Origin of the sequence: Spongiactinospora sp. TRM90649 (assembly GCF_029382225.1) — a bacterium.
GTDB lineage: Bacteria > Actinomycetota > Actinomycetes > Streptosporangiales > Streptosporangiaceae > Spongiactinospora.
Genome location: NZ_JARLTC010000080.1, coordinates 1 through 4,810, shown reverse-complemented (window position 1 = coordinate 4,810; position 4,810 = coordinate 1). Strand labels below are relative to the sequence as shown.

Sequence of the window (4,810 nt, the reverse complement as noted above, 5' to 3'; positions counted from 1 at the left end):
GCGGCGAACACCGGGGAGGACTCCAGCAGACCGGCGGCCATGCCGATCCACTGCGACCCCTGACCGGGGAACACGAAGACCGCGCCGCCCTGGCCCAGGTCGCCGACCCGGGTGACGACACCGGGGATCTCCCGCCCCTGGGCCAGCCCGGTCAGCCCGGCGGTGAAGTCGCCGGGGGTCTCCCCCAGCACCACCGCGCGGTGCTCCAGGGCCGCCCGGGTGGTCACCAGCGACCACGCCACGTCGGCCGGGTCGTCCCCGGCGTGGACGGCCAGCCGTCCGGCCTGCCCGCGCAGCGCCTCGGCCGTCTTCCCGGACACCACCCAGGGCAGCACTCCGGCGCCGGGCGCGACGGGCTCGGCCGCGTCCTCCTCGGCCGGAGCCTCCTCGATGATCGCGTGCGCGTTGGTGCCGCTGACGCCGAAGGAGGAGATCCCGGCGCGGCGGGGCCGCTCCCCTGCGGGCCACGGCCTGGCCTCCTGGAGGAGTTCCACGGCGCCCGCCGTCCAGTCCACGTGCGGGGTGGGCTCGTCCACGTGCAGGGTCCTGGGCAGGACCCCGTGCCGCATCGCCATGACCATCTTGATCACGCCGCCGACCCCCGCGGCGGCCTGGGTGTGGCCGAGGTTGGACTTCAGCGAGCCCAGCCACAGCGGACGGTCACGATCCTGGCCGTAGGTGGCGAGCAGCGCCTGCGCCTCGATCGGGTCCCCGAGCGAGGTGCCGGTGCCGTGGGCCTCCACCGCGTCCACGTCGGCGGCGTTGATCCGGGCGCTGCCCAGGGCCGCCCGGATGACCCGCTGCTGGGAGGGGCCGTTCGGGACGGTGAGACCGCTGGACGCGCCGTCCTGGTTGACCGCGCTCCCCCGCACGATCGCCAGCACCTCGTGCCCGTTGCGGCGGGCGTCCGACAGCTTCTCCACCAGCAGCACGCCGACGCCCTCCGACCAGCCGGCCCCGTCGGCGTCGGCGGCGAAGGACTTGCAGCGGCCGTCCGAGGCGAGCCCGCCGGACATGCCGAAGTCCACGAAGGTGTTCGGCGTGACCATGACCGCGACGCCGCCCGCCAGGGCGAGGGTGCACTCGCCGTTGCGCAGCGCCTGCGCGGCCAGGTGCAGCGCCACCAGCGAGGAGGAGCACGCCGTGTCGATGGTGACCGCCGGGCCCTCAAGGCCCAGGGCGTAGGAGACGCGCCCGGAGACCACGCTGCCCGCGCTGCCGGTGCCGAGATAGGACTCGACGCCCTCGGGGATCGACAGCGCCCGCGCCGCGTACTCGTTGTACATCACGCCGGTGAACACCCCGGTACGGCTGCCGCGCAGCGACGTCGGGTCGATCCCGGCGCGCTCGATCGCCTCCCAGGAGGTCTCCAGGATGAGCCGCTGCTGCGGGTCCATGGCCAGCGCCTCGCGCGGCGAGATGCCGAACAGCGAAGGGTCGAAGTCGGCCACGTCGTGCAGGAATCCGCCCTCGCGGGTGAAGTCCGCCCCGGACGCCTCCGCCGCGTCGAACGGCGAGAGGTCCCAGCCCCGGTCGGCGGGAAATCCGGAGATGGCGTCCACACCCTCGTCGACGAGCCGCCACAGGTCCTCGGGAGTGCTCACCCCGCCGGGAAAGCGGCAGCTCATCCCGACGATCGCGATGGGCTCCCGCTCGGCGGCCTCGACCGCGCGCAGCCGCTGCCTGACCTGGTTGAGGTCGGCCGTCACCCGCTTGAGATATTCGCGAAGCCGCTGTTCGTTAGACACCCGGGGCTCGGTCATGACACTCCCAATTCCTTGTCTATGAACGCGAACATCTGTTCGTCGCTTGCCGCGTCGAAGTCATCGGTCGCGGAATCCGGCGCGTCCGCCCCGCCGTACACGTCGTCGTACCTGGCGAGCAGGGCCTGCATCCGCAGCAGCAGCCGGGACCGCACTTCGTCGTCGGCGTCGGTCCTGGCCAGGCCCGCCTCCAGCTTGTCGAGTACGTCGAGCAGGGAGGGCTCCCCGGTGCCGCCCTCGATCGCCACGGAGGCCAGCAGGTGGTCGGCGAGCTTGGCGGACGTCGGATAGTCGAAGATCAGGGTGGTGGGCAGGCGCAGCCCGGTGGCCGCGCCGATCAGGTTGCGCATCTCGATCGCGGTGACCGAGGTGAAGCCGAGTTCGGTGAACCCGCGGTCCGGCTCGACGGCCTCGCCGGACGCGTGGCCGAGCACGGCGGCGGCGTTGGTCCGCACCAGGTCCAGCAGGTACGGCCTGCGGTCGGCCGCCGGCAGCGCGGCGAGCCGCCTGCCGAGGGTGTCGCCGGACGCCTCCGCGGCCGGTCCGGCCGCGCGGCGCGGCGGCACGCGCACCAGGCCCCGCAGCACGGCGGGCACCTCCACCCCGCCGGACCCGGCCCTGGCCCGCATCGTCGCGATGTCCAGGCGGGCCGCCACCAGGTGGCCGTGCCCGGCGGCGAGCGCCGCGTCGAACAGGGCGAGCCCGTCCTCCGCCGTCAGCGCCGCGCCAGCGCGGGCGGCCTTGGCGAGGTCGGCCGCGCCCAGGTGCGCGGTCATGCCGGTGGCCTGGCCCCACATGCCCCAGCCGATCGAGACGCCGGGCAGTCCGTCCGCCCCGCGCCGGACGGCCAGCGCGTCCAGGTAGGCGTTGGCGGCGGCGTAGTTGCCCTGCCCGGCCGGGCCGAAGGTGGCCGCCGCCGAGGAGAACAGCGCGAACATCCGCAGCGCGGGCCCGGCGGTCAGCTCGTGCAGGTTGGTCGCCGCGTCCGTCTTCGGGCGCATGACCAAGTCCATCCGCTCGGGGGTCAGCGAGCCGATCACGCCGTCGTCGAGCAGGCCGGCCGCGTGGACCACACCGGCGACGGTCCGGCCGTCGAGGACGGCGGCGAGCGCGTCACGGTCGGCGGCGTCGCAGGCCACCACCTCGGCGGTCGCGCCGAGCGCGGCCAGTTCGGCGACCAGCTCGGCGGCTCCGGCGGCACCGGGGCCGCTGCGGCTGAGCAACAGCAGGTCGCGCACGCCGTACCGGGTGGCCAGGTGCCTGGCGACCAGGCCGCCGAGCACGCCGGTCCCTCCGGTGATCAGCACCGTGCCGTCCAGCTCCGGGGCCTCGCCGGCGGACGTGGTCCGCGCGAGCCTGGGCACCAGCACGCGACCGGCGCGCAGCGCGGCCTCCGGCTCGCCGAGACCGGGCAGCGCGGCCAGCGCCGCGAGCGATCCGGGCTCGCCGTCGGCGGCGGCGATGACGAAGCGGTCGGGGTTCTCACTCTGCGCGGACCTGACCAGGCCGTGGATCGCGGCCCCCGCCAGGTCGTCCTCGTGGGTGAGCAGCACCAGCCGGGCGGCGGCGAACCGCGCGTCGTCCAGCCAGGACCGCAGCAGCGCGAGCGCGGCCTTGGCGGCGTCGCGCGGGTCGTCCGCGCGGTCGCCGGACCAGACCACCACGTCTGGGGCGGGCATGCCGACCTCCACGGCCTCGACCAGTGAGCCGAGGTCGGGGTGCCAGTCGATGCGCTCGACGACCCCGGCCAGGGTCTCGGCGACGCCCACCGGGTCGGGACCGATCACGGCCCATCCGCCGGGCACCGCCGCGTCGGCGGCGATCTCGGTCCACTCCAGGTGGAACAGGCAGTCGCGGAGACCGGTGTCGGCCTGGCGGACCTGGTCGGCGGACAGGGTCCGCATGGCCAGCGAGCCGACGGTGACCACGGGGCGGCCGGCGCCGTCGGCGGCGTCCAGGGTGACGGCCTCGCCCTCGCCCGCGCGGGCCAGCCGGACGCGCAGGGCGGGCGCGCCCGACGCGTGCAGGGTGACGCCGGACCAGGCGAACGGCAGCCGCACGTCCTCGGAGGCGGCGAGCAGGCCGCCCGCGCCGATGGCGTGCAGCGCGCTGTCGAGCAGGGCCGGGTGGACGCCGAAGGATCCGGCGTCGTCGTCGGCGGCCACTTCGGCGAACACCTCGCCGTCGCGGCGCCACACGGCCCGCAGTCCCTGGAAGGCGGGGCCGTAGCCGTATCCGGCGTCGGCGGCCTCGGCGTAGAAGCCGGTCACGTCCACGGGCTCCGCGCCGGGCGGGGGCCAGGCGGCGAGGTCGGCGGGCGGCGCGGCCTCGGCGGAGGTGAGGGTGCCGGTGGCGTGGCGGGTCCAGGCCGCGTCGTCGCCGTCGGGGGCGGAGTAGACGGCGATCTCCCGGCTTCCGTCGCCCTTGGCCGGGCCGACCTCGACCTGGAGGCGGACGCCGCCGGTCTCGGGGAGCACCAGCGGGGCCTGGAGGGTCAGCTCGTCGAGGGCCGGGGTGCCCGCCTGTTCTCCGGCGCGCAGCGCGATCTCGACGAAGGCGGTGCCGGGCAGCAGGATCGAGCCCATCACGGCGTGGTCGGCGAGCCAGGGGTGGGTGGCCGCCGACAGCCTGCCGGTGAGCAGCACGCCGCCGGTGCTGGGCACCGGTACGGCCACGCCGAGCATCGGGTGTCCCGTCATGCCGAGCCCCACGGCGGTCACGTCGCCGGGGACGGGGCGGACGTCGGGCCAGAAGCGGGTTCGCTGGAAGGCGTAGGTGGGCAGGTCTGCGGGGACGCCGCCGGTGCCGCCGAGAACCGCGCGCCAGTTCACCGGGACACCGCGCACCCAGGCTTCGGCCAGCGCGGTCGTCCACCGCTCCAGGCCGCCCTCGTCGCGCCGGAGGGTGCCGAGCACCACGCCGGTTGAGTCCTCAAGCGTCTGCTCGATGCCGACGGTCAGCACCGGGTGGGCGCTGATCTCGATGAACGTCGAGCGCCCGTCGGCGAGCAGCGCCCGGATGGCCTCTTCGAAGCGGACGGTCCGGCG

General features: G+C 75.5%; 2 protein-coding genes. Both read right to left on the bottom strand.

Going from position 1 to position 4,810, the window contains the following annotated elements; translation table 11 throughout:
• Positions 1 to 1,763 (bottom strand): type I polyketide synthase (locus P3X83_RS42995; protein ID WP_277311227.1); only part of this gene is annotated, 1,763 nt, incomplete at its 3' end.
• The coding region (locus P3X83_RS42990; protein WP_277311226.1) for a type I polyketide synthase at positions 1,760 to 4,810 on the bottom strand (3,051 nt) is incomplete at its 5' end. The genes P3X83_RS42995 and P3X83_RS42990, both read right to left, overlap by 4 nt.